The organism is Actinospineispora spinosispora DSM 44797 (assembly GCF_000429025.1).
Lineage (GTDB): Bacteria > Actinomycetota > Actinomycetes > Mycobacteriales > Pseudonocardiaceae > Pseudonocardia > Pseudonocardia spinosispora.
This window is the reverse complement of the sequence record NZ_KE386833.1, coordinates 978,942-1,002,252: the sequence shown is the minus strand read 5'-3', so window position 1 is coordinate 1,002,252 and position 23,311 is coordinate 978,942. Positions and strand designations below refer to the sequence as shown.

Sequence of the window (23,311 nt, the reverse complement as noted above, 5' to 3'; positions counted from 1 at the left end):
GTCGGCGGGGACACCTCGGGGCAGAATGGGTGGGTGACCCAGGCGGACGGTGGCGAGACGGTCCTGAGCCGCGCCACCCGCGTACTGGAGGCGTTCCGGCCCGGGACGCCGAGCCTCACCGCGTCGGACATCTCCCGCCGTACCGGAATCCCGATGGCGTCCACCCATCGGCTGGTCGCGGAGATGGTCAGGCTCGGGCTGCTGGAGAAGGGCCCGGACCGGTTGTTGCGGGTCGGCGTCCGGCTGTGGGAGCTGGGCTGGCGCTCCACATCGGCGCTCGGCCTGCGCGACCTGGCGATGCCCTACCTCGAAGACCTGCAGTCCGTGGTTCGCCAGCACACCCAGCTGGCCCTGCTCGAGGGTACCGACGTCCTCTACATCGAGCGGCTCAGCGCCCGAGGACAGACGACGGTGAACATCACCCGGGTCGCCGGCAGGCTTCCCGCGCACACCTGCTCGTCCGGGCTCGTCCTGCTGGCGTTCGGCTCCCAGGACCTGCAAGAGCGAGTGCTCACGTCCGAGCTGCACCGGTTCACCTCTCGAACCGTCGTCGACCCGGCCGAGCTGCGGCGCAGGTTCGCCGATACCCGCCGACGCGACAGCGCGACACTGGCCGGCTCGGTGCACCTCGACGCCGCGGGGGTGGCCGCCCCGATCCGCAACCGCGACCGCACCGTCGTGGCGGCCCTGTCCGTGATCGTCCCCAACTCGCCGGACACCGTCTCCTCGGCGCTGCCCGCGGTGATGGCCACGGCTCGCGGTATCACCCGCGCCCTGCACCACCATCCCGACGCGACCCGCTGACCCGCGACGATCCCCGCAGGCCGGCGAGGAGGTTTCTCGCTGGGCGGGAATCACGCTGGTGACCTGTCCGGCACGCGCCGATCGTGACCACGTCGATGGTCCGATCTCGGAGAGGTTCGATGATGAACACCCGTCCTGTGGACGCCGTTGTGGTCGGAGCCGGTTTCAGCGGCATCTACATGCTCCACCGTCTCCTGCGAGCCGGGTACTCGGCCCGATTGTTCGAATCGGGCTCCGGGCTCGGGGGCACCTGGTTCCACAACCGCTATCCCGGCGCCCGGTGCGACATCGAGAGCATGGACTACTCCTACTCGTTCGACGAGAACCTGCAGCAGGAGTGGCGATGGAGCGAGCGGTACGCCTCGCAGCCCGAACTGCTGCGCTACCTCAACCACGTCGTCGACCGGTTCGCCCTGCGTGAGCACATCGAGCTGGACACAGCGGTCGTCGGCGCCCGTTTCGACGAGGACACCGTTCGCTGGACCGTCACGACCGACCTAGGTGACGAGGTCGGCGCGCGGTGGTGCCTGATGGCGACCGGCTGCCTGACCGTCGCCCAGGTCCCGGACATCCCCGGGCTCGACACCTTCGAAGGTCGCTGGTTCCACACCGGTGACTGGCCCCGTGACGGCGTCGACTTCTCCGGTAACAGGGTAGGCGTGATCGGCACCGGCTCCTCGGGAACGCAGCTGATCCCGATCGTCGCCGAACAGGCCGCCCACCTGGACGTCTTCCAGCGGACGGCCAACTTCTGCATGCCGGCCCGGAACCACCCGATGCCGCCCGAGGTCGAGGTGCACTGGAAAGCCGAGTACCCCGAACGCCGGGCCAAGGCGCGCATCTCGGGCTTCGGACACAGCCAGCCACAGAACGACAACCGTTACCGCGACCTCACCCCCGCGCAGCGGTCCGCCGAGCTCGAGGCGCGCTGGCGCTCCGGCGGTCTGTACATGATGCGGGCATTCGCCGACGTCCTGACCGACCCCGAGGCCAACGAAGCCACCGCCGAGTTCGTCCGCGCGAAGATCCGGGCGACCGTGCACGATCCCGAGGTCAGCGAGCTGCTGTGTCCCCAGGGTTTCCATTTCGGCACGAAGCGGCTGTGCTCCGGCACGAACTACTACGAGACCTTCAACCGGGACGACGTCACCCTCGTCGACGTGAGCGCCGCGCCGATCGAGGAGATCACCCCGACCGGGCTGCGCACCGCCTCGGCACACCACCCCCTCGACATGATCGTGTTCGCCACCGGCTTCGACGCGATGACCGGCTCACTGTCGCGGATCGACATCCGGGGCGCCGACGGCACGTCACTGGCCTCGAAGTGGTCCGGGGGTCCCGTCACCTATCTGGGGCTCGCGGTGTCGGGATTCCCCAACCTGTTCCTGCTCACCGGGCCAGGCAGCCCTTCGGTGTTCAGCAACATGGTCAACTCCGCCGAACAACACGTCGAGTGGATCGCGGACTTCCTCGATCACGCCCGTGAGCACGACGTGTACCGGGCCGAAGCGACCCAGGAGGCCGAGGACGGCTGGGTCGCGCACGTCGGTGAGGTCGCCGAGGCGACGCTCTACCCCCGCTCCCCCAACTCATGGTTCTTCGGCGCGAACATTCCCGGCAAACCCCGGGTGTTCATGCCGTACGTCGGTGGGGTCGGCAACTACCGGGCGCGCGCCGACGAGGTGGCTTCGGCCGGGTATCGCGGATTCACGCTTCTCCGGCGGTGACGGCCGGTTGTTCTCACCGGCGGGAGGCGTCCCCGGTAAGCGGAGGCGTCGCCGCCGGGCCGGGGCATCGCCGCTCGGCGGCGGCATCGCCGCTGGGCGGCGGCATCGCCGCTGGGCCGTGGCGTCCCCGCTGGGCCGTGGCGTCCCCGCTCGGCCGTGGCGTCCCCGCTGGCCAGCGAGTGTCTTGGCGTGGCCGCCCGCCGTCAATCCCCGGCTTCGCCGGCCTCGCACGTCGTCGGGCTGTCCGGCGTTCGGGGGCGAGGTTTCAGGATTGACGGCGGGCGGCCACGCCAAGTGCGGGCCAGGATCGCGGGGATGGGGTGGTGTGCGTGCCGATCGCGCTCTTCTTGCGCATCGGGCTGCGCCCTCGCGCGTGCGCGCGCGGGTTCGGGTTCGGGTTCGGGTTCGCTGGCCCCAGTGGTCGCGTTGGTCACTCGGGTGACGGCTCGCAGAGCTACGTGTTGCGTCGCAGATGCTGCAGCGTCTGCGACGCAACCTGAGCCTCTGCGAAGTGAGTTGCGCGGCGACGAGGGCCGCCGGGCCAGCCGAACGAGCGGTGAAGCGCCACTATCGGGGCTACCGCCCGGCGATGTCGTTGATCTGTCAAGGGGTGCCACCGACAATGCACCCGGCATGATCCACTGCGGGCAGGGAGGTAACCAGATATGACGGCCACACCGTCTACGGGTGGCGCGGGGGTACCGCCTGCACACATCGATCCCGAGCTGGAGGTCGACTTCGCCGGGAGCCAGCGCCGGTGGACCGTCCTGCTGCGGTTCATCCTGGCGATTCCGCACATGGTCGTGCTCGCGCTGGTCGGCATCGCGGCCTTCGTCGTGCTGGTCATCGGCTGGTTCGCGGCGCTCTTCACCGGTCGACTGCCGGACTGGGCCGCTGACTTCCTGACCGGCTACATCGCGTGGCAGGCGCGGTTCACCGGCTACCTGCAGCTGCTGACCGACCGGTACCCGCCGTTCGCCTTCGTCTCCGCCGACTACCCGATCCGGGTCGTGTTTCCGCCTCGGACGCGGCTCAACCGCGCGGCGGTGCTCTTCCGGATCATCCTGGTCCTGCCGGTCATGATCCTGAGCTCCATCGTGACCTACGGCTGGTACGTGCTCGGTCTCATCTTCTGGCTGATCGTGCTGATCGCGGGCCGGATGCCCGCGTCGCTGTTCCTGGCCACGGCGGCCACGGTCCGCTACCAGGTGCGCTACCAGGTCTACCTGTCGATGCTGACGTCGGCGTACCCGAAGAAGCTGTTCGGCGACGCGCCCGCTGGTTCAGAACCAGCGAGGGAGACACCGGTGACGCGGCCGCTCGTGCTGACCAAGGGAGCACGGGTACTGATGATCGTGTTCATCGTCTTCGGTGTGCTGGCCTACCTCGGCCAGGGCGCCACGAGCGCCGAGGAGCAGGGCACCGGGCGGAGCAGCACCACGGCCTCCGCTCAACCGAATTAGCCGGTTTCCCTCTGGAGAGCGATTAACCACACATCACGGAATTCGATCCGGCCGATGAACGTTGGCGCACCAGGGTCTGTTGCTCGTCGGGCAGCGGACGCGGGAGGGCGGCGGTCGAGCCCTCGACAGAAACAACGATGTTGTGCGGCATGGAGGTCGGGATGAGCAGTCAGTCTGTGGTCGAGCAACCGCGGTCCGAGACCGACAGCGAGGTGCAGCGCCGACTTCGTGACGAGCTGGCCGTCCTGCGATCGCAGCGAGACCAGCTGCGCGGAGAGGGCGCGGAGGACTACCGCGCCGCCGACTCCGGGGACCGCGCCGAGGCGATGCGCCGCGCTGACGACGTGTTCCGGATCGAGGACCGGATCAACGAGATCCACCACCTGCTCATCGCGGGATCGGCGACCGGGACGAACCGCTCCGGGAGCGGTGCCCTGGCCGAGGGAAGCACCGTGACGCTGCGGTTCCCCGACGGTGACGAGGAGACGTTCTACGCCACGTCCGTCCTGGACGCGTCGCCGGAAGGCACGAACGCCGAGCTCCTCGGGCTCGACAGCCCGCTCGCCAGGGCGCTGACCGGTCACGCGGCCGGGGACACGATCACCTGGGCTACCCCGGCCGGTCCGCAACAGGCGCATGTCGTGAAGATCGGCGCATAAGGACACCCGTCTCCAGCCTGACGGCAGATCCGTCGGCCGCGCGACGGTCGTGCGTCGGAATGTGGCACCTTCAACCACAATGGGGGTCGGATCCGTCGTCGGGCAGAGGAGCACACGCGTGGAGATGGGATGGTCACCGGACGACCTGGCCTTCCGGGACGAGGTGCGCGACTTCCTGGACCGGGAGCTGACACCCGAGCTTCGGCGAGCGGGTCGCCTGATGACCAGCGTCTACACCGACCACGAGGCGAGCATGGCCTGGCAGCGCATCCTGCATGCGCGCGGCTGGGCCGCTCCCAGCTGGCCGGTCGAACACGGCGGTTGCGACTGGAGCCTGACCCAGCACTACATCTTCAGCCGCGAGTCGACCCTGGCGGGAGCGCCCTCGCTGTCGCCCATGGGCATTCGCATGGTCGCGCACGCGATCATCGGCTACGGCACGCCCGAGCAGAAGGATTACTTCCTACCGCGCATCCTCACCGGTGAGGTGTTCTTCTGCCAGGGCTACTCCGAGCCCGAGTCCGGCTCCGACCTCGCCTCCCTGAGCATGGCCGCGGTGCGCGATGGTGATGAGCTGGTGCTCGACGGCAGCAAGATCTGGACCACCCACGCCGGCGAGGCGAACTGGATGTTCTGCCTGGTGCGCACCACCCGGACCGAACGCAAGCAGCACGGCATCACGTTCCTCCTGGTCGACATGACCGCACCGGGGATCACGGTCCGGCCGCTGGTGATGACCTCCGGCGAGCAGATCCAGAACCAGGTCTTCTTCGAGCAGGTACGGGTCCCGGTGGACAACGTGCTCGGCGAGATCGACGACGGCTGGTCCGTCGCGAAGTATCTGCTGGTGTTCGAACGCGGTGGCGCCGCGGTCGCACCGGCACTGCAGGTCAAGGCCGCCGCGTTGGCCGAGCACGCCACACGGCAGCCCGGTCCCGGGGGCCGTTCGTTGATCGACGATCCGTCCTTCTCCTCACGGCTCGCGGAGGCCCGCATCCGCGCGGACGTGCTCGAGGTGCTCGAACACCGGGCGCTGGACACGCTCGCGGCCGGTGGTAATCCCGGCCCGGCGTCGTCGATGCTGAAGATCCTCGGCACCGAGCTGAGCCAGCGGATCAGCGAGCTGGCCCTGGAGGCGGCCGGCCCGAGGGGACGTGTGTACCAGCCGCACGCCACCGCGCCGGGCGGTCCGACGGTCGACTACACGCCACCACCCGATGACTACCTCTCCGGGGAGGAGTGGCAGGCGGTCGCGCCGTTGTTCTACCTGAACAACCGGGCCGGCTCGATCTACGCGGGAAGCAACGAGATCCAACGCAACATCCTGGCGAAGGCGGTGCTCGGCCTGTGATCTCGTTCGCGCTCACCGCGGAGCAGGAGATGCTGCGCGACGGACTCGTGAAGTTCCTCGACAAGCACTACGACCTGGCGGTCAGCCGCGCCGCGGTGAAGACCGGTCCGGGCTGGCAGCCCGAGATCTGGCGAGCGCTGGCCGAGGACCTGGGAATCCTCGGCGCCGCCCTGCCGGAGCACGCGGGCGGGACGGGTGGCGGCCCCGTCGAGATGATGGTCATCGCCGAGGCGCTCGGTAACGCGCTGGTGGTGGAGCCCTACATCGACACCGCCGTCCTGGGTGCCGGGCTCCTGCACCGGCTCGGCGGCCCTCGCGCCGATGAGGTTCTCGCGCGCATCGTCGACGGCACCGCGGTCACCGCGGTCGCGGCGATGGAGGCCGGGCCCGGCTTGGACGACATCACCACGACCGCACGGCGCGACGGTGCCGGCTGGGTGCTCGACGGCGCCAAACCGGTGGTGACCACCGCACCGCTCGCTACGCATCTGCTGGTGACCGCCCGCACCGGTGACGGCGGCGTCTCACTTTTCCTCGTGGACTTCGACGCGGCCGCTCCCCCGGCCGGCATGACCGTGCACCCGTTGCGCACGGTCGACGACCGGATCGCCGCCGATCTGGTGCTGCGGGACGTACAGCTACCGGCCGACGCCCTGCTCGGCGGACCCGGCGACGCTCTGGGCACTGTCGAACGGGCGGTGGACGACGCCACGGCGGCCGTGTGCGCGGAAGCCGTCGGGTGTCTGCGCAGGGTGCTCGCCGACACCGTGAGCTACACGAAGCAGCGGACACAGTTCGGCCAGCCGATCAGCCGCTTCCAGGTGCTGCAGCACCGCATGGTCGACATGTACCTGGAGGTCGAACAGGCGAGCGCGGCGACCCATCTGGCGATACACGGTCTCGGCGCCGGGGATGCTGAACGAGCCAGGGCGGTCTCGGCCGCGAAGGTGACCGTCGCCCGGGCCGCTCGCATCGTCGGCCAGGGCGCGGTGCAGCTGCACGGCGGCATGGGAATGACCGAGGAGCTGGCCGTCGGCCACTACTTCAAACGCCTCACCGTCATCGAGCACGAACTCGGCACGGTGTCGGCGCACCTCGCCCGCTACGCCGCGCTCACCCGCCCGGCCGAGGCCACGACCACCGCTGTCTGAGAACCGTCGGACGAGCGGGTTCGACATGGGCGGTCGTCGTGTCCGCCTCTCGAGGGCGCCGGGGCAGCCGTGAGAACACTCGCCCAGGCCGCGGTCACGTTCGCGGTCACCAACATCGACGATCTGGTCGTGCTCGCGCTGTTCTTCGGGCGGGCCGGCGCGAACGGAACCGCCGCGATGCGTGTCGTGGCGGGCCAGTATCTCGGGTTCGTCGCGATCCTGGTCGCCTCCGTCGCCGGAGCCCTCGGTGCCGGGCTGCTCCCCGCCGGCGCCATCCCCTACCTCGGACTGATCCCGCTGCTCCTCGGGCTGCGCGCGGCGTGGACCGCATGGCGAGAACATCGATCACGGACCCGTGTCGAACATGAGGCGGGACAAGAACCGGCTCGCCGCGTCGGGGTCTGGGAGGTCGCGGCCGTGACCGTGGCCAACGGCGGTGACAACGTCGGCGTCTACGTGCCGGTGTTCGCCGTGGCCGGCGTCGAGGGCCTGACCGTCTACCTGATCGTGTTCCTACTTGGAACCGGCCTGTGGTGCGCGGCCGGGCGCTACTTCGCCACCCGTCCGCTCATCGCCCCGGCTCTGGCCGGTTGGGGGCATGTCGTGCTGCCCGTCGTGCTGGTCACGATCGGTCTGCTCATCCTCATCGACGGTCACGCCTTCGGCGCTGTCGGCGGGGCGTGAACTCTCACACGTCTTCGAGATCTGACGGACACCTGTCGTTAACGTTGAGGGCGATTTCGCTGTGCCCCGGGTGGTGCCGCTCGTTCCGCACCCAGTTCCTCGGCCCGGCAGGTGCCACAGCACGTTCACCAGGAAGGTGAGACATGCGTCCCCGCGCTGGTCGCTGCCGTTGTTGTGCCCGCACGACGCCGCTCAGGGGCGGTGCACGGTGACGCTCGCGCTCACCCGGGGCCCCGCGCTCTACCCTGCCGCGCTCGCACCGGCCCGCCGCACCCTTCTCGACGTGCTCGCCGAGACCGCCGCGAGGTATCCCACCGAACCCGCCGTCGACGCCGGTGCCACGGTGCTCACGTACCGCAGGCTGGTCGAGGAGGTCGACGTCGTCCGGCGCCGCCTCGCCTTCGCCGGTGTCGGGGTCGGCGACCGGGTGGGGATTCGACTCTCCTCCGGGACCGCCGAGCTGTACGTAGCGATCCTCGCGGTGCTCGCGGCGGGCGCGGCGTACGTTCCGGTCGACGCCGATGACCCCGACGAGCGCGCCGAGCTCGTGTTCGGTGAGGCCGGAGTGTGCGCGGTCCTCGGCGACGGCGGCGCCGTCACGATGCGCGGCGTGTCGATCGGTACGCCCGGAGCGCCCGGCCCGGACAACGACGCCTGGATCATCTTCACGTCCGGTTCGACGGGCACCCCGAAGGGAGTCGCGGTGGGCCACGCCGCGGCAGCGGCGTTCGTCGACGCCGAAGCTCGTCTCTTCCTCGCCGATGAGCCGATCCGGCCGGGTGACCGCGTCCTGGCGGGTCTGTCGGTCGCGTTCGACGCGTCCTGCGAGGAGATGTGGCTCGCGTGGCGGCACGGTGCCTGCCTGGTCCCGGCGCCCCGCGCGCTGGTGCGTACCGGCGTCGACCTCGGACCGTGGCTGCAGGCGCAACGGATCACCATCGTGTCCACTGTTCCGACGCTCGCCGCGCTGTGGCCGACCGAGGCGCTGGAGGACGTGCGCCTGCTGATCTTCGGCGGAGAGGCGTGCCCGCCGGAGCTCGCCGAGCGGGTCGCCGTCGAGGGCCGCGAGGTGTGGAACACCTACGGACCGACCGAGGCCACCGTCGTCGCCTGCGCTGCCCAGCTCACCGGGGAAGGCCCGGTCCGGATCGGGCTCCCGCTCGACGGATGGGCTCTCGCCGTCGTCGACGGCGCGGGCCAACCGGTCGCGATGGGCGAGAGCGGCGAGCTCGTGATCGGCGGGGTCGGCCTCGCCCGCTACCTCGACACGGCCAAGGACGCCGCCAAGTTCGCCCCGCTGCCCTCCCTCGGCTGGGAGCGCGCCTATCGCAGCGGCGATGTCGTCCGCGCGGACGAGGAGGGGCTGCTGTTCCTCGGGCGCGCCGACGAGCAGGTCAAGCTCGGCGGGCGGCGCATCGAGCTGGGTGAGGTCGACGCCGCACTGCTCACGCTGCCCGGCGTCCGGGGCGCGGCCGCCGCCGTGCGCCGTACCCGGGCGGGCAACCAGGTACTGGTGGGCTACGTGGTGCCCGACGGTGACCTGGACACCGACGTCGCGGCGCTCGCACTGCGCGAGCAGCTTCCCGCCGCGCTCGTGCCGTTGCTCGCCGTGGTCGACGACCTGCCGACCCGCACGTCCGGGAAGGTCGACCGGGACGCACTACCCTGGCCGCTGCCGGCCGCCGACGGTGTCGATCCCGTCACCTCAGGACTGCTGACGCCCACCGAGGGCTGGCTGGCCGAGGGGTGGGCGGAGATCCTCGGGGTACCGGTGACCGACCCGAACGCCGACTTCTTCAACCACGGCGGGGGCAGCCTCACGGCGGCCCAGCTGGTGGCCCGGATCCGGACCCGGCATCCCCGGGTGTCGGTCCACGACATCTACCTGAACCCGAAGCTGGGCGCACTGGCCGCGCACCTGGATGCGCTCGACGCCACCACGACGAGACTGCGTGACGTCGCTCCGACGCCCCGGCTCGCCGCGCTCGGGCAGGCCCTGCTCATGGTGCCGATCCTGGCGCTGGTCGGTCTTCGCTGGACGAGCGTCGCCACCGCGATCTCGACCGTCGCCGCCGCCCTTCTCCCCTGGGCCCACACACCGTGGATGCCGGTGGTTCCGTGGTGGTCGCTCGCCCTGGCCTGGCTGGTGCTGTTCAGCCCGGCCGGCCGGATCGGCATCGCGGCCGGTGGCGCCCGGGTACTGCTCCGCGGTGTGCGTCCCGGCAGCTATCCGCGCGGTGGCTCGGTGCACGTGCGGCTGTGGGCGGCCACCCGTCTCGCGGAGCTGTCCGGAGCGACCGGCGTCTCCGGCGCATCCTGGACAACGCGCTACGCCCGCGCGCTCGGCGCGAAGATCGGCAAAGACGTCGACCTGCACTCCACCCCACCCGTGACGGGTCTGCTCAAGCTGGGCCGCGGCGCGGCCGTGGCGCCCGAGGTGGATCTCGCCGGTCACTGGGTCGACGGCGACGTCGTGCACATCGGAAAGATCCGGATCGGTTCCGGTGCGACCGTCGGGTCGCGCAGCACATTGCTGCCGGGTACGCGCATCGGCAAGGGCGCCGAGATCGTGGCGGGATCGACGGTGCGCGGCGCGGTGCCCGCCGGTCAGCGCTGGGCGGGTTCGCCCGCCGCGCGGACCGGTAAGAGCGGCGTGCGCTGGCCGTCGTCCCGACCGGCCCGCTCGCGCGCCTGGGCGCTCGCCTACGGACTCACGTCGACGCTGCTCGGTCTCCTGCCCTCGGTGGCCGCGGTGCCGGCGCTCGTGATCGTCGCCAACGGGGTGGCGGGCACGACATCCCCGTCGGCGGCGGCCGGTCACGCGCTCCTCATGGTCGCCCCTGCGACGGTGGCCTACCTCGTGACGTTCGCGGCGCTGGTCGCCGCCGGGGTGCGGCTGCTCGGCATCGGCATGGCCGAGGGTTTCCACCCGGTGCACAGCCGTGCCGGCTGGCAGGTCTGGACGACCGAGCGCCTGATGGGCATGGCACGGACCAACCTGTTCCCGCTGTACTCCAGCCAGTTCACCGCCACATGGCTGCGGTTGCTCGGCGCGAAGGTCGGCCGTGACGTCGAGGCCTCGACGGTGCTCGCCCTGCCGAGGATGACCACGGTCGCGGACGGCGCGTTCCTCGCCGACGACACGATGGTCGGAACCTACGAGCTGTCCGGCGGCTGGCTGCACGTGGCGCCCTCACGCGTCGGTAAACAGGCATTCCTCGGCAACTCCGGGATGACCGCACCGGGTCGCTCGGTGCCCAACCGAGGACTCGTCGGCGTGCTGTCCGCGACACCGCGCAAGGCGAAGAAGGGCTCGTCCTGGCTCGGCCTGCCCCCGATGCCGCTGCGCAGGACGGTCGAGCGGGGAGACACCAGTCGCACGTTCCACCCGCCGCGCAGGCTGAGGGCCGCGCGAGGGCTGATCGAGCTGAGCCGCGTGGTTCCGGTGATGTGCTCGCTCGCGCTCGCGGTGCTCGTCGCCGGGTCGCTGATGGTGGTCCAGTCCTCGGCCGGGTTCGTGGTGGCCGCGCTGCTCGCCGGTCCGCTGCTGGTGGTGGCCGGGTGTGTCGCCACTGGCGTGACGACGGCGATGAAGTGGCTGCTGGTGGGCCGGTTCCGGCCGGTGGAGCACCCGCTGTGGAGCTCGTTCGTGTGGCGGAACGAGCTCGCCGACACGTTCGTCGAGGTGCTGGCCGTACCGTGGCTGGCCGGCCCGGCGAGCGGCACCCCGGTGCTCACCGCGTGGTTGCGCGCGATGGGCGCGAGCATCGGGCGCGGTGTGTGGCTGGAGTCGTACTGGCTGCCCGAGTCCGACCTCGTGCGGCTCGGCGACGGCTCGTGCATCAACCGGGGCTGCGTCGTGCAGACTCACCTGTTCCATGATCGGATCATGAGCATGGACGAGGTGCACATCGACGAGGGAGCCACCCTCGGGCCGAACGGGATCGTGCTGCCGGGCGCGGGCATCGGCGCGGGGACGACCGTCGGGCCGGGTTCGCTGGTCACGCGCGGGGACTCCGTGCCTTCCGCGTCCCGTTGGCTGGGCAACCCGATCACGACGTGGGACTGAACCGAGGCGGGACGGTCGGCGCGGCCCGGTCGGAGGACCCATACCTGCCCACCCACGGCAACGGTGGCTACCGGGTCGAGCACTACGACCTCGACATCGACTACAAGCTCGTGGCCAACCGGATCGGCGGGCGAGCCGTGCTCACCGCCGTGGCCGACGCGACGCTGACCCGCTTCAGCCTCGATCTCGCCGCTTTCCGGGTGTCCAAGGTGCACGTCGACGGCCGGCCGGCCCGGTTCAGCCAGTCACACTCGACCCGGGACGGCCAGAAGCTGCACGTCACGCCCGCGCGAGCCGTCGAGGGCCGGTTCACCGTCGAGGTGCGTTACGTCGGCAACCCCGCTCCGGTGTCCAGCCGATGGGGCGACGTCGGCTGGGACGAGCTGACCGACGGCGCGCTCGTCGCTAGCCAGCCCGTCGGCGCGCCCTCCTGGTTCCCGTGCAACGACCACCCGTCGGACAAGGCGACCTACCGCATCGCGGTGACCACGGCCGCGCCGTACACGGTCGCCGCAACGGGTGTGCTCACCACGCGGCGCCGCTCCGCCGGTAGCAGGACGTGGGTGTACGAACGGGCCGAGCCCACGGCGTCCTATCTGGTCAGCGTGCAGATCGGGCGCTACGACGAGGTGGAGCTGGCGGCCGGTCCGGTTCCGCAGATCGCGCTGCTGCCGGCGCGGCTGCGCAAGAACGCCACGCGCGACCTCGGCCGCCACCCGGCGATCATGACCACGCTCGAGGGCTTCTTCGGCCCCTACCCGTTCGGCAACTATCAGCTCGTCGTCACCGACGACGAGCTGGACGACCCGATCGAGGCGCAAGGTATGTCGATCTTCGGAGCGAACCATGTCGACGGGCGCCGCACCCACGAGCGGCTCGTCGTCCACGAGCTGGCCCACCAGTGGTTCGGCAACAGCCTCACGGTCGCCGACTGGAGCCACATCTGGCTCAACGAAGGCTTCGCCACCTACGCGGAATGGCTGTGGTCGGAAGCCTCGGGCGGCCGTGCCGCCGCCGCGCACGCCCGGGACTGGCACACCCGGATGGCGACCAAGCCCGCCGATCTCGTCCTGGCCGACCCGGGGCCGGCGCGGATGTTCGACGAGCGGATCTACAAGCGGGGCGCACTGGTGCTGCACGCGCTGCGCGGGCGGCTGGGCGACGAGTCGTTCTTCACGCTGCTGCGGGACTGGGCGGCGCGGCACCGGCACTCGACCGTGACCACCGACCGGTTCGTCGAGCTCGCCGGGCAGCACGCAGGCGGCGATCTCACGGCGTTCTTCACCGCCTGGCTGCGCCGGCCGGCCCTGCCCGGGCTCGACTGCCGAGATCGTTGACAGTCACCTACTGCAGTCGCCTCGACCACTTAGTGTGATTATCAGACTCTCAGTTCAGCCGCATGAGCACCATTCGTCTCAATAATCTCACCGTCCGTCGCTGAAACGACCAATATGGCGTCTGCGGCCGTTCCCCATCACCCGGGCAGGCGTTGATCCGGACATGTTGATGACCACGGTGCTGGCGCGGATGCCCGACCTGCGAGTGCGAGTCGAAGCTGAACACGTACAGGGACTCGGCGGCAGCTGCGTAGGCTGCGGCGAGGATGTGGCATGGCCGTGCGATCTGTACTGGATCGCCACCGCCGCCCACCGCCTCGACGAGTCCATGCTCCCCACCCCCCGAGTCTCCACCGACTGATCCGCCATACCGACTTCGCTCTGCAAGGTGACGCTGGCCGGACCGGTGAGGCTAATCGGAGCTGAAGAGAGCGCCGAGGACCTTCTCGATCTGGTCGGACAGCTTCCCGGGCGTGATCGGCCCCGCCGGGTCGTACCAGCGGTACAGCGTGGCGAGCATGGACAGGACCAGGTTGGCCGCGATCGTCGTGTCGACGCCCGCGCCCGACGGGAGGCATTCGTCCAGCAGTAGACGGAAGTCCTGCGTGCGGGCATGTGCCCAGGAACGGAAGATCTCCCGGCCCTGGTCGGACAGCTCGACCTCCTCGCTGAACACGATCGCGTAGAACGTCCGATTGGCCAGCGCCGCCTCGATGTGCGCCGAGATCATGCCTCGCAGCCTGGCCTCGGGAGGCTCACCGCTGCCCAGGATCACCTTGATCCGCCTGCCCAGATCGCCGGTGACCTCGTCGACCATGAGATCGAGCAGGTGCTGCTTGCTGCGGGTGTACTTGTAGACCGTGGGTCGGGAGATTCCGGCCGCCTCGGCGATGTCGTCGATCGTGGCGTTGCGGTACCCCTTGCGGCGAAATGCCTCGGCCGCCGCCGCGACCAGCGCGGTGGTGTCCGTCGCCCGTTCTCGTGCCATCAGCTAATACTGCCTGGTCAGTTTCGCCCCGAGCACCGCAGCCACCGTCTCCCGCGCAACCCGACCTTCACCGGTTCGCTGCGTCAGGAGACAGCGGCGGTCAAGAAGGTGCTGAACAGGGCGACGTTCCTACTGCCGGGCCATGACATCGAAGCCAAGGTCGAGAACGGCCGCGATGCCCACGACCTCGCAGACGTTCGTGTCGTGTCGCAGACGCTGCAGTGTCTGCGACACGACGCGAAGCTCTGCGAAGTCGAGGTGAGGACCGCTCAGGGACGACGCCGGGTCGCGGCGCGCCGTGCGCAGTCGATGCAGGTCGTCGTCGCCGGCAGTGCCATCAGCCGCTGGCGCGCGATGTCGCCGCCGCATCCGGTGCAGGTCCCGTACGTCCCTGCGCTCAGCCGTTCCAGGGCGTGGTCGATCGCCTCCAGCTCGGCGCGAGCACCCGCGAGGAGGCCCTGCAGCTGGGCCCGCTGCGAGGCGATGGTCACGCCCTCGGGGTCGTGCTCGTCGTCGTGTGTGGTGAGGGACTGCTGTTCGGCCAGCTCCTCGACCTGCCGTTGCAGCGACGCCGCGCGTCGACCCGTCGACTCCCGCTCCATCGCGAGCAGCGCGTCCGGACTCTCTTCTCCCATGGTCCCCCGCCCGGATTCGACGTCGATCACTACGAGCGGCGGTTCGCCGAGCTGGCCGACGCGTGCCGGCCAGGGGATCATCGGGCCGTGGGGCTCGGAGAGAAGATGCTGGTCTGTGGAGCGTACGCGCTCGTGCTGGTGGGCGGTCCCCTGTACATCTGGTGGGACATGAACCGATACGAGTACCTGAACGAGCGCGACGCCGTCTGCACGATCACGAAGGTCGTCCGCACCGACGACGATCAGGACGGTCATCTCGACACCACACAGTGCGGACGGCTGATCGTCGCGAAGTACCGGTTCGGCCTCGAGCACGACGTCGAGGCCGGTCACACGTACCGGCTGCGGATCGGGGAGATCGAGCCGAACCACGGGCCCGACATCACGGCGGTCACGGCGGTCGAGGGCGAGGCACCGGCACCGTGATCGACGAGGAGGACAATGCCCTCATGCGCCGCCGCCTCGTCGTCCTCCGCCACGCCAAGTCCTCATGGCCGGACGGGGTCGCCGACCGTGATCGCCCTCTGGCCGCTCGCGGGCTGCGGGAGGCTCCACTGGCCGGCCGCTGGCTGAACGAGCACGTCGGGGCGATCGACCTGGTGCTGTGCTCGCCGGCGCGACGGGCCGCGCAGACCTGGGCGGCGGTCGCCGAGGAGCTCGACACCGTGCCGGAGATGCGCATCGAGGATCGGCTCTACCCCGGGTCGCCGACGGACCTGACGGCCGCGGCACGCCGGTCCCCCGCCGAGGCCGCGACGGTGCTGCTGATCGGGCACAACCCCGGACTCGAAGACCTGGTCACCCGCGTCTCCCGCGTGAGTTGCGTGCTGAAGACCTCGTCGATCGCGGTGCTGTCCGGCCCCGGCGACTGGTCCGCGATCGCCCCCGGCTGGGCGACCCTGGACGCGCAGGTCACTCCCCGCCCGGACCTCTAGTCGCACCTCGCAGACGTTCGTGTCGCGTCGCAGGCACTGCAGTGTCTGCGACACGACAGCTGGCTCTGCGAAGTCGCCGGTGGGGCTAGCGCGGGGCGGTCGCGCCGAGCAGCTCGTGTTCCAGGAGGTAGCCGAGGACCAGGCGGTGTGAGTTGGCCAGGTGTTCGCGGGTGAGCTCGGCGGCCTGATCGGCGTTCCCGGCGCGGACCGCGTCCAGGATGGCCCGGTGCTCCGCGTGCAGCGGGGCCATGTCACCGAACATGCCGACGTGCAGGTGCAGGTAACGGTCGATCAGCCGGCGCAGCTGGGTGGTCAGCTCGATCATCCTCGGCCGGTTGCCGCGCGTGTAGACCTGTGCGTGGAACTCGGCGTTTGCCGCCAGCCAGCGCCGGGGCTCCGGACCGGACTCCATCTCGGCTTCGAGGCTCTCCATCCGGGTGATCTCGGCCAGTCCCACGTTCGGCACCGCGAACCGGGTGAGCATGGGCTCGACGGCCAGCCGCAGGTCGTACAGCTCCTGGAGCTCGGCGATGGACAGCTCGCGCACGAGCGCCACGCTCGGACCGATGTCCAGGAAGCCCTCGGCCGCCAGCAGCTGTAGCGCGTCGCGCACCGGAATCCTGCTGACCCCGTACTCGGCGGCGAGTTTGCCCTGCGACAGCCGGGTACCCGACGGCAGGTCGCCGGTCAAGAGCCGCTGACGCAGCGCGTCGGCGACCCGGCTCGCTTCGGATCCGTGTGCCACCGGCAGGCTCCCTCCTGGACGTCGCTGCTCGCTGATGACGCCGCACAGTATCTCGGCCACATCGGTTGTGTGTTCAATCGTATCCGTTTACCGTCACCTGTATACGGATTTCTCACTTGGTATACGAGAGGCGAGCGCATGACGGTGACCGAATCGGGCGCGCGGACCAGTGGCCTGCCCGCCGACCTCCCGACCGGACTGCTCATCGGCGGCCGCGAGGTCGACGGGCACGCCGAACGCATCCCGGTGACCAACCCGGCCACCGGTGAGGTGTTCGTCGACGTGGCGGGTGCGAGCCCGGAGGACGTGGATGCCGCCGTGCGCAACGGCGAGCAGACCTTCCGCTCCGGGGTCTGGCGGGACCTGGCGATCCACGACCGGGCCAGGGCGATCAACCGGTTCGCCGACGGCATCGAGGCCCGGATGGAGGACCTGTACCGGCTCGAGACGATGAACAACGGCCGGCCGATCACCGAGACCAAGGCCCAGATCACCCGACTGCCCGAGTGGTACCGGTACAACGCGGCACTGTTGCTGGCCGACCGGGGCGCGGTCGCTCCCCTGCGCGGGCCGTACCACTCCTATCTGACCCGCTATCCGATGGGCGTCATCGGGACACTCGCCTCGTTCAACCACCCGATGATGATCGCGTCGAAGAGCGTCGCGCCCGCACTGGCCACCGGCAACAGCGTGGTGCTCAAGCCGTCCGAGCAGACCCCGCTGACCGCGCTGCTGCTCGGCCAGATCGCCCGCGAGGCCGGACTGCCCGACGGGGTGCTCAACGTGGTTCCCGGCCTCGGGCCAACAGCGGGCGCCGCGCTGGCCGAGCACCCGCTGGTCCGCAAGGCGGTGTTCACCGGAGGCACCGAGCCGGGCCGCGCGATCGCGCTGGCCGCGGCGGGCCGGTTCGCCAAGGCGACGCTGGAGCTCGGCGGCAAGTCGCCGGTGCTGGTGTTCGAGGACTCGCCCATCGAGGCGACCGCGCGCGGGCTCGCGTTCGGCGGGTTCATCGGCGCCGGGCAGACCTGCATCGCCGGCAGCAGGCTGCTCATCCAGCGTTCGGTGTACGACGACGTCGTGTCGGCGCTGGTCCGGGTCGCCGAGACCATCCGGATCGGCGACCCGGCTCTCGCCGAGACGCAGCTCGGCCCGGTCATCTCGGGGCGCGCCCGCGACCGCATCCTCGGCTACGTCGCCGGTGCCCGTGAGGAGGGTGCCCGGGTGGCCAGCGGTGGCGCGGCGGCGTCCGTCCCCGGGTTCCCGGACGGGTTCTTCGTGCAACCGACCGTCCTGGCCGACGTGCACAACGACATGCGGGTGGCCCAGGAGGAGATCTTCGGACCGGTCGTGGTCGCCATCCCGTTCGACGACGAAGCCGATGCGGTCCGGCTGGCCAACGACTCGAGCTTCGGTCTCGGTTCCTCGGTGTGGACCCGCGACGTCGCTCGGGCCCATCGGGTCGCGGGCCAGCTGGAGGTGGGCATGGTGTGGATCAACGACCACCACCGGCTCGATCCGTGCTCACCGTGGGGCGGGGTGAAGGACAGCGGCATCGGCAAGGAAGGTGGCTGGGAGTCGTTCAACGACTTCACCTACCAGCGGGCGGTGACCGTGCGCACCGCACCGGACGACGTCGACTGGTACGGCGGAGTGGCGACGGAGCGGCTGAACTGATGATCACGATCACCACACCCGGAGACGGCCGCCTGATCGAGGTGGAGCTGAACGCGCCGCCGGGGAACCTCCTGACCGTGGCGGCCTGTGTCGAGCTCGCCGCCCTGTTGCGTCATCCGCCCTCCGGCGCGCACGTCCTGCGGCTGCGCGGGGCGGGCGGGGCGTTCTGTCTCGGCCGGGAGCGGGCCGCGACCACACCCGCCGAGCTGCGCGCGGAGACCGCGACCCTGGTCGAGCTGCACCGGGCGGTACGGGACAGCCCGCTGGTCACGGTCGCCTCCGTGCACGGCGACGCGGCCGGGTTCGGCGTCGGTCTGGTGGCGATGTGCGACGTCGCGGTGGCCGCCTCGCAGGCCCGGTTCTCCTTCCCCGAGGTGGACATCAACCTCGCCCCGGCGCTGGGGCTGGCCTGGCTACCTCGGCTGGTCGGTGAACGCGAGGCGTTCTGGATGACCGCGACCGGCGCCCCGATCGACGCCGACCGGGCCCGCGCGCTCGACCTGCTCAACGACGTCGTGCCCCCGGCCGACCTGGACTCGGAGGTGGACCGCCGAATTCAGACCCTGCTGGCGGGCCCACCCCGAATCCATGCCGAGATCAAGGACATGCTGCGTGCGATGCGGTCGCTCGACGACGACCAGGCGCTGGAGACCAGCATCGATCGCCTCGCCGTCGCCGCACTACGCCGGGCCGACTGACGCGGCGGGCGCCACGACCTCGTCGAGCCACCGCTCGAACAGCGGCATCGCCAGCGCGGCCGTCTCCCCGGCCGAACGCGTGATGGCCTCGAGCAGGTCTTCGGCGGCGCCGGGACCCTTCACCGCTTCCAGGGAGGCGGCGTACTCGGGCACCGCGGCCCATTGCGCCGCCAGCCCCGGGGTGACCTCCAGGTGGAACTGCAGTCCGTAGGCACGTCCGACGACGAACGCCTGGTGCGGATAGGCATCCGACTCGGCCAGCAGTACCGCGCCGGCCGGCAGGTCGAACGTGTCACCGTGCCACTGCAGGGAGGGGAACTCCGGGGGCAGCCCACCGAACACCGGATCCGAGGCTCCCGCCGCCGTGATCCGCACCGGGCTGACCCCCACCTCAGGCTCGGCGCCCCGGTACACCCGGGCGCCGAGGGCGGCGGCGAGCAGCTGCGCCCCGAGGCACACGCCCCAGAACGGCACGCCGGCCTCCACCGCGCGCCGGATGGCCGCCTTCTCCGCCACCAACCAGGGAAGGCGCTCGTCCTCGTACGCCCCCATCGGGCCGCCCATCGCGATCACCGCCGCGAAGTCGCGCAGCTCCGGGATCGGCTCGCCCTCGTCGACCTCGACACGGGTCAGCTCCACCCCTCGCGCGCGGAGAACGTCCTCGAACAGCGCGGGAGGCTCACAGGCGATGTGCTGCAGTACCAACACCGACGGCTCGGTCATCCGTTCTCCTCACCAGGGTCGTCCATCAGGTCCATCTTCCGGCACGCCGTGGACCGTGTCGCGTCGCCGAACTAGTGGACCCGGGTGATCGACGTGGTTGCACCGGTCGCGTCCACGCGCACCACGACGGCACCGAGCGAGAGCTCGCCCGTGGCCAGCCGGTAAGGAGGAAGTGCGGTGTGGTCCTCGCCGCGTAGCCGGGCGGCGAAGTGCGCGGGGTCGAAGCCACCACCGGTGAACCCCAGGCGCCCGGTCATGCCGAGCTCGGTCAGGTAACCGGTTCCGGCGGGCAGGATGTGGCCACGCAGGGTCGGGTCGTGGGTGTGCGTACCGAGCAGGGCGCTGATCTCCCCGTCCAGCGCGGCGGCGAACGAGGCCTTCTCCCAGGGCGACTCGCCGTGCAGGTCGATGAGGATCGCCCCGGGAAGCGGCTCGGTCGCGCGCAGGTTCGTCCACGCGGGCCACAGGGGTGCCGGCTGTGGCGCCTTCATCCCCGGGAGGGCGGCGGTCGGGCTGAGCAGGTTGAGCACCGTCAGCGTCCGGTCGGCCCGCCGCAGGGTCAGCAGCCCCCGGCCTCGGGTCTCGTCCAGGTTGATCGGGCGCACGACCTGGGGGTAGGCCAGCACCTCGTCCACATCGGGGCCGTCCCACGAGTGGTTGCCCCCGGTGACGGCGTCCACCCCGCCGGCGAGCAGGGTGTCGATCACCTCGACGGTCATGCCGAATCCGTCCATCGGCGAGGGACCGGTGACGGCACAGTTCTCCGCGTTGACGACCACCCAGTCGACCTCGTGCCGCTCGCGCAGCTCGGGGAGACGCCCGGCCAGCCAGGTCGCGGCTTCGGCACCGACGACGTCGCCCACCGCCAGAACCGTCATCGGACCTGATCCGTTCGCGGCCGGGTTCATCGCTCCTCCAGGCGTACGAGGCCGCGCACGGCGTCCCGGTAATGCTCGACCGGCGCGGTCCGCAGTCCCTCGGTCTTGGCCCGGTCGTCCCAGCGGCGCAACCGGCAGGCCTCGTTGGCGTAGCGCCGCCTGCTGAACGCGGCGGATTCGGCGCTGCTCATCGGGCCGCCCTGTACTGCGAGGCTGCGTGTCGAGGCGGTCGACAGCGAGGCGGCGTACCCCGGGTCGGTGGCCACGAGGTAACGCTTGGCCGGCACGTGAAGGGCGATCGGCCCGATCACCGACGACGGGAACCAACGGCCGAGAACGGACGAGGCGATCCGCTCGTGCCGCTGGTCGTCGGCGAGGAATCCGGCGTGGCCGGTGTGTTCGCCGACCAGCAGATGACCGACGTCGTGGAGCAGGGCAGCCACGACCAGCTCCGTGGGTGCCTCGTCGGCCTCGGCGAGCGCCGCGGTCTGCAGCGCGTGTTCGGTCTGGGTCACCGCCTCGTCGTAGTACGTGGCTCCCCGGTCGGCGTAGAGGGTGAACAGGGCATCCACCACGTCGGACGCGGAGGTGGGCGGCGGCCACGGCAGGGGCGCGTTCATCGTGGGCTCCTGGGCGGCGCGATGCCCTGGAAGTGGCCGATGAGGCTGACCCGCTGGGCCCCGGCGACGCCGCTGCCGCCGAGCGCGGCGAAGGCGGCACGTTTGTCCGTGTAGTAGGCCTCCCGGAGGTCGCCCACCGACAGCGCGTTGTAGGTCAGGTACAGGGCACGGCGGGACCGGTCGGACGAGTTGGCGGCGCTGCGGTGCGGGGTGTGGCTGTGGAACCACAACAGCGACCCCGCGGTGACGGGCACCGGGTCCCAGGTCAGGTCTTCGGCGACGTCCGGGTGGACGCACCCGTCGTCGTCGGTGGGCAGCAGCCGCTGGTGCATCCCCGAGGCGAGCTCCAGGCAACCGTTCTCGACGCCCGCGTCGTCCACCGCGAGCAGGCAGCTCACGCTCACCGGCAGGTGGGGGTAGGCAGGTGCATCCTGGTGCGCGGCGAAACCCGCACCACCCGGGTGCTTGTAGTTGACCTTCTCCTTGTACAGGACCGCCGGCTCGCCCAGCAGCAGTCCGGCCATCGCCGGAAGTGCGCCGGTGGTCACGAGCGCGCACAGCCGGTCGTGGAACGGCGAGAAGTTCTCCGTGCGGGTCCGCACGACACCTCGCTCGCCCAGCTCGTCGTGCTGGAACCACCCACCCCCGTCCTCGGGCCACGCCTCGATCTCGCTCACCCAGCCACGCAGGCTGTGCAACCGGGCGTCGGTGAGGAAGTCCGGCACCGACACATGGCCGTCGCGCCGGAAGGCGGCGACGTCGAGCCCGTCCACGGTCGGCGGCTGCCCTGGTCCTGTGGTCATCGTGTGCATCCCCGATCGGTCGAGAGAGCGATCGGTGACCGTCCACCACATCGCGGATGTCACGCTAGATCGGACGGAATACATCTTCAACACTGACCGAGATAGATGTAATGAAGTTTCATTCCGTTGTTCACTCCAGGTTCGGTGACGCGCTTCACCGCGGCCCTAGCTTCGTCACCCGTACCACCGCCGGCGAGCCTGGAGACACATCGATGAGACGCAGCACCGAACGCACCCTGACCACCCATGTCGGCAGCCTGCCGCGCCCCGGCGAGCTGGCCGGGATGATCCTGGCCAGGGAGAACCGCACGCTGGAGCCGGCGGCGCAACACGCGCTGCCCGCGGCGATCACCGACGCGGTGGCCCTGACCGTGCGCACCCAGATCGAGAACGGCGTCGACGTCGTCAGCGACGGCGAGATGAGCAAGATCGGTTACGCGACCTACGCCAAGGAGCGGCTGTCCGGTTTCGAGGAGGCGCCGGTACCCGAGGGTGGCGGCCTGAGCATCGCCGACCTCGACGACTACCCGGGTATGGCCGAGGCCTCCCTCTCCGGGCTGGCGACCGCGACCCCCACGTGCGTCGACGAGGTCACCTACACCGGCCATGCGGACCTGCGGACCGATCTGGACAACTTCCGCGCCGCGCTGGGCGCCGAGCCGGCCGTCGAACCGTTCCTGAACGCGGCCTCACCCGGAGTCATCGCGCTCTACCTGCCCAACGAGCACTACCCCACCCCGGACGACTACCTGTTCGCCCTGGCCGACGCGATGCGCGAGGAGTACCGGGCGATCGCCGACGCCGGCCTCATCCTGCAGATCGACGCTCCGGACCTGGCCATGGGCCGCCACATCCTCTACACGCACCTCGACCTCGACGGGTTCCGGCGTCGCGCCGAGATCCACGTGGAGGCGATCAACCACGCGGTCCGCGACATCGACCCCGACCTGGTCCGGGTCCACCTGTGCTACGGCAACTACCAGGGTCCTCATCACCGCGACGTCGAGCTGCGCGACATCATCGACACGATCCTGCGGCTACGCCCGAACGGTCTGGTCTTCGAAGCGGCCAACCACCGGCACGCGCACGAGTGGCGCGTCTTCGAGGACCTCACCGTGCCCGAGGAGAAGGTGCTGATGCCCGGCGTGATCGACACCTCGAGCGTCTACATCGAACACCCCGAGCTGGTGGCCGACCGGATCGTCCAGTTCGCCTCCCTACTCGGCCGTGAACGCGTCCTGGCCGCCACGGACTGCGGGTTCGCCTCGTTCGCCACCTTCCTGGCCGTCGATCCGGCGCTGGCCTGGGCCAAGCTGAACACCCTCGCCGCCGGCGCCCGCCTGGCCACCGACCGGCTGTGGCCATGA

22 protein-coding genes are annotated in these 23,311 nt (G+C 70.5%); 15 read left to right on the top strand and 7 right to left on the bottom strand.

Features of this window, described 5'->3' with window-relative positions:
* Positions 1–33 precede the first annotated feature (33 nt).
* From G406_RS0128385 to G406_RS0128340, 10 genes are all read left to right on the top strand, one after another.
* Positions 34–804, top strand: coding sequence for an IclR family transcriptional regulator (locus tag G406_RS0128385; protein WP_028936390.1), 771 nt, complete (start codon positions 34–36; stop codon positions 802–804).
* Positions 805–926: 122 nt separating this feature from the next.
* Complete coding sequence (locus G406_RS0128380) at positions 927–2,531, top strand: flavin-containing monooxygenase (protein ID WP_281172558.1); 1,605 nt, start codon at positions 927–929, stop codon at positions 2,529–2,531.
* Between the two features lie 665 nt (positions 2,532–3,196).
* Positions 3,197–3,994, top strand: coding sequence for a DUF4389 domain-containing protein (locus G406_RS50480; RefSeq protein ID WP_064743048.1), 798 nt, complete (start codon positions 3,197–3,199; stop codon positions 3,992–3,994).
* 161 nt (positions 3,995–4,155) lie between these two features.
* Complete coding sequence (locus tag G406_RS0128370) at positions 4,156–4,653, top strand: GreA/GreB family elongation factor (RefSeq protein WP_169736803.1); 498 nt, start codon at positions 4,156–4,158, stop codon at positions 4,651–4,653.
* Positions 4,654–4,777: 124 nt separating this feature from the next.
* Complete coding sequence (locus tag G406_RS0128365; RefSeq protein ID WP_245607255.1) at positions 4,778–6,004, top strand: acyl-CoA dehydrogenase family protein; 1,227 nt, start codon at positions 4,778–4,780, stop codon at positions 6,002–6,004.
* Positions 6,001–7,155, top strand: coding sequence for an acyl-CoA dehydrogenase family protein (locus G406_RS0128360; protein ID WP_245607239.1), 1,155 nt, complete (start codon positions 6,001–6,003; stop codon positions 7,153–7,155). Before G406_RS0128365 ends, G406_RS0128360 begins: the two co-directional genes overlap by 4 nt.
* Positions 7,156–7,224: 69 nt before the next feature.
* The gene (locus G406_RS0128355) at positions 7,225–7,839 is read left to right on the top strand and encodes a cadmium resistance transporter (protein ID WP_028936385.1); all 615 of its coding nucleotides are present in this window, start codon (positions 7,225–7,227) and stop codon (positions 7,837–7,839) included.
* A 208-nt stretch (positions 7,840–8,047) separates the two neighbouring features.
* On the top strand, positions 8,048–11,908 hold the full coding sequence (locus tag G406_RS50475; RefSeq protein WP_037078567.1) for a Pls/PosA family non-ribosomal peptide synthetase: 3,861 nt from the start codon (positions 8,048–8,050) through the stop codon (positions 11,906–11,908).
* Positions 11,899–13,245 carry a M1 family metallopeptidase gene (locus G406_RS0128345; protein WP_028936384.1) on the top strand — a complete coding sequence of 449 codons (1,347 nt, stop codon included), beginning with the start codon at positions 11,899–11,901 and terminating at the stop codon, positions 13,243–13,245. The genes G406_RS50475 and G406_RS0128345 overlap by 10 nt, the downstream gene beginning before the upstream one ends.
* 169 nt (positions 13,246–13,414) lie before the next feature.
* Positions 13,415–13,606, top strand: a complete 192-nt coding sequence (locus tag G406_RS0128340; RefSeq protein ID WP_156935203.1) for a hypothetical protein — start codon at positions 13,415–13,417, stop codon at positions 13,604–13,606.
* A gap of 51 nt (positions 13,607–13,657) precedes the next feature.
* Here G406_RS0128340 and G406_RS0128335 read toward each other — a convergent pair whose 3' ends face one another.
* Both G406_RS0128335 and G406_RS0128325 read right to left on the bottom strand, forming a co-directional pair.
* The gene (locus tag G406_RS0128335) at positions 13,658–14,233 is read right to left on the bottom strand and encodes a TetR/AcrR family transcriptional regulator (protein WP_028936382.1); all 576 of its coding nucleotides are present in this window, start codon (positions 14,231–14,233) and stop codon (positions 13,658–13,660) included.
* A gap of 269 nt (positions 14,234–14,502) precedes the next feature.
* Positions 14,503–14,949, bottom strand: coding sequence for a TraR/DksA family transcriptional regulator (locus G406_RS0128325; RefSeq protein WP_245607238.1), 447 nt, complete (start codon positions 14,947–14,949; stop codon positions 14,503–14,505).
* Between the two features lie 24 nt (positions 14,950–14,973).
* Here G406_RS0128325 and G406_RS0128320 point away from each other — a divergent pair, with 24 nt between their 5' ends.
* Together G406_RS0128320 and G406_RS0128315 are read left to right on the top strand one after the other, a co-directional pair.
* Complete coding sequence (locus G406_RS0128320; RefSeq protein ID WP_156935202.1) at positions 14,974–15,294, top strand: hypothetical protein; 321 nt, start codon at positions 14,974–14,976, stop codon at positions 15,292–15,294.
* Entirely contained in the window at positions 15,291–15,803 is a 513-nt protein-coding gene (locus G406_RS0128315) for a SixA phosphatase family protein (protein ID WP_245607237.1), read from the top strand. The genes G406_RS0128320 and G406_RS0128315 overlap by 4 nt, the downstream gene beginning before the upstream one ends.
* An 85-nt stretch (positions 15,804–15,888) precedes the next feature.
* Here the strand turns inward: G406_RS0128315 and G406_RS0128310 are convergent, their stop codons facing one another.
* On the bottom strand, positions 15,889–16,548 hold the full coding sequence (locus G406_RS0128310) for a GntR family transcriptional regulator (protein WP_028936378.1): 660 nt from the start codon (positions 16,546–16,548) through the stop codon (positions 15,889–15,891).
* Positions 16,549–16,686: 138 nt separating this feature from the next.
* On the opposite strand from G406_RS0128310, the gene G406_RS0128305 reads away from it, so the two are divergent.
* Positions 16,687–18,222: an aldehyde dehydrogenase gene (locus G406_RS0128305; protein ID WP_051342787.1), complete on the top strand. Its 1,536-nt coding sequence runs from the start codon at positions 16,687–16,689 to the stop codon at positions 18,220–18,222.
* Positions 18,222–18,920 carry an enoyl-CoA hydratase/isomerase family protein gene (locus G406_RS0128300; RefSeq protein WP_211241269.1) on the top strand — a complete coding sequence of 233 codons (699 nt, stop codon included), beginning with the start codon at positions 18,222–18,224 and terminating at the stop codon, positions 18,918–18,920. The genes G406_RS0128305 and G406_RS0128300 overlap by 1 nt, the downstream gene beginning before the upstream one ends.
* On the opposite strand, the gene G406_RS0128295 is transcribed toward G406_RS0128300, so the two are convergent.
* The 4 genes from G406_RS0128295 to G406_RS0128280 form a co-directional block, all read right to left on the bottom strand.
* Positions 18,903–19,643 (bottom strand): type 1 glutamine amidotransferase, encoded by a 741-nt coding sequence (locus G406_RS0128295; RefSeq protein WP_028936375.1) that lies wholly within the window; start codon positions 19,641–19,643, stop codon positions 18,903–18,905. The two genes, G406_RS0128300 and G406_RS0128295, sit on opposite strands and share 18 nt — an antisense overlap.
* Before the next feature lie 71 nt (positions 19,644–19,714).
* A complete protein-coding gene (locus tag G406_RS50470) occupies positions 19,715–20,521 on the bottom strand; it encodes a YmdB family metallophosphoesterase (RefSeq protein WP_169736802.1) in 807 nt (268 codons plus the stop codon).
* A gap of 26 nt (positions 20,522–20,547) precedes the next feature.
* Entirely contained in the window at positions 20,548–21,141 is a 594-nt protein-coding gene (locus G406_RS0128285; protein ID WP_051342785.1) for a phosphonate degradation HD-domain oxygenase, read from the bottom strand.
* Positions 21,138–21,944 (bottom strand): phytanoyl-CoA dioxygenase family protein, encoded by an 807-nt coding sequence (locus tag G406_RS0128280; protein WP_064743093.1) that lies wholly within the window; start codon positions 21,942–21,944, stop codon positions 21,138–21,140. Before G406_RS0128280 ends, G406_RS0128285 begins: the two co-directional genes overlap by 4 nt.
* A gap of 212 nt (positions 21,945–22,156) precedes the next feature.
* On the opposite strand from G406_RS0128280, the gene G406_RS0128275 reads away from it, so the two are divergent.
* Complete coding sequence (locus G406_RS0128275) at positions 22,157–23,311, top strand: cobalamin-independent methionine synthase II family protein (protein WP_028936372.1); 1,155 nt, start codon at positions 22,157–22,159, stop codon at positions 23,309–23,311.